Annotated in this window: 1 pseudogene and 1 riboswitch; the pseudogene reads right to left on the bottom strand. The window is 43.9% G+C overall.

Going from position 1 to position 756, the window contains the following annotated elements:
* A pseudogene (locus AB4653_RS27650) lies at positions 1–481 on the bottom strand (lysine-sensitive aspartokinase 3); the annotation flags it as partial.
* A gap of 109 nt (positions 482–590) precedes the next feature.
* Positions 591–756: riboswitch (Lysine riboswitch) on the bottom strand. This riboswitch is flagged as partial in the annotation.

Here is a 756-nt window from a genome sequence, read left to right as displayed (position 1 = left end):
TACCGAAGTCATCATTGGTGCGCATCACTTCTCTGATATCAAAACGAACAGCGGGTGTCCCACGTTCACGAATGATCTGAGTCAGAATATGTGTCGACATCAGTTCGCCACATGCCACTAGGTGATCGGTGAGTTTGGTACTGGCTTGGAATGATGCCGCTTCTGCAGCGCTCGCAATATCATCCAGAATACAGTGCACATCTTTTTCAATGTTAATTGGGTCAGCTAGCTGAGCAAGAATCGTATTATGAATGTCGGTTAACTGTGTCACTAGTTTTTGGCGACGAGTTTTATCTTGAACACCATTCGCGAGCTCAACAAGCAGGTTAGTCACGCCAGAGCATGCGCTACTCACGACCAATTTCGTATTTGAGTTGTTTTCAATAATGGCAGCACAACGGCTCATTGCTTCAAAGTTGGCAACACTTGTTCCACCAAACTTAGCGACATTAAAAGAACCAGCTACATTAGATGCACTCACGATATATCTCCCACGATTTCCTAAAATAAAATTACTGTTGGGTAATCCAACGTCCGATGTTTTTCGAAGAGAGTTTTAGAGCAAAAAAGAGAGGAATTATTAGAATAGTAACCTCAGAAGCTCTTCACCATATAGAAATGGCGACAGTTAACGGGATTCAGCCCGCTCAACCGATAATAAAGGTCCTGCATCCTTTTATTATCTCGGCACTGCTCCCCATGAATGTTTTGTATTGGAAATGCGGTTCCACAAAACACCTGCCTGGGCAGTGCTCC

The sequence above is a fragment of the Vibrio sp. 10N.222.48.A3 genome, assembly GCF_041475345.1.
GTDB classification, from domain to species: domain Bacteria; phylum Pseudomonadota; class Gammaproteobacteria; order Enterobacterales; family Vibrionaceae; genus Vibrio; species Vibrio tasmaniensis_A.
The sequence above is the reverse complement of the archived record's forward strand: the minus strand, read 5'-3'. Positions and strand labels throughout refer to the sequence as shown.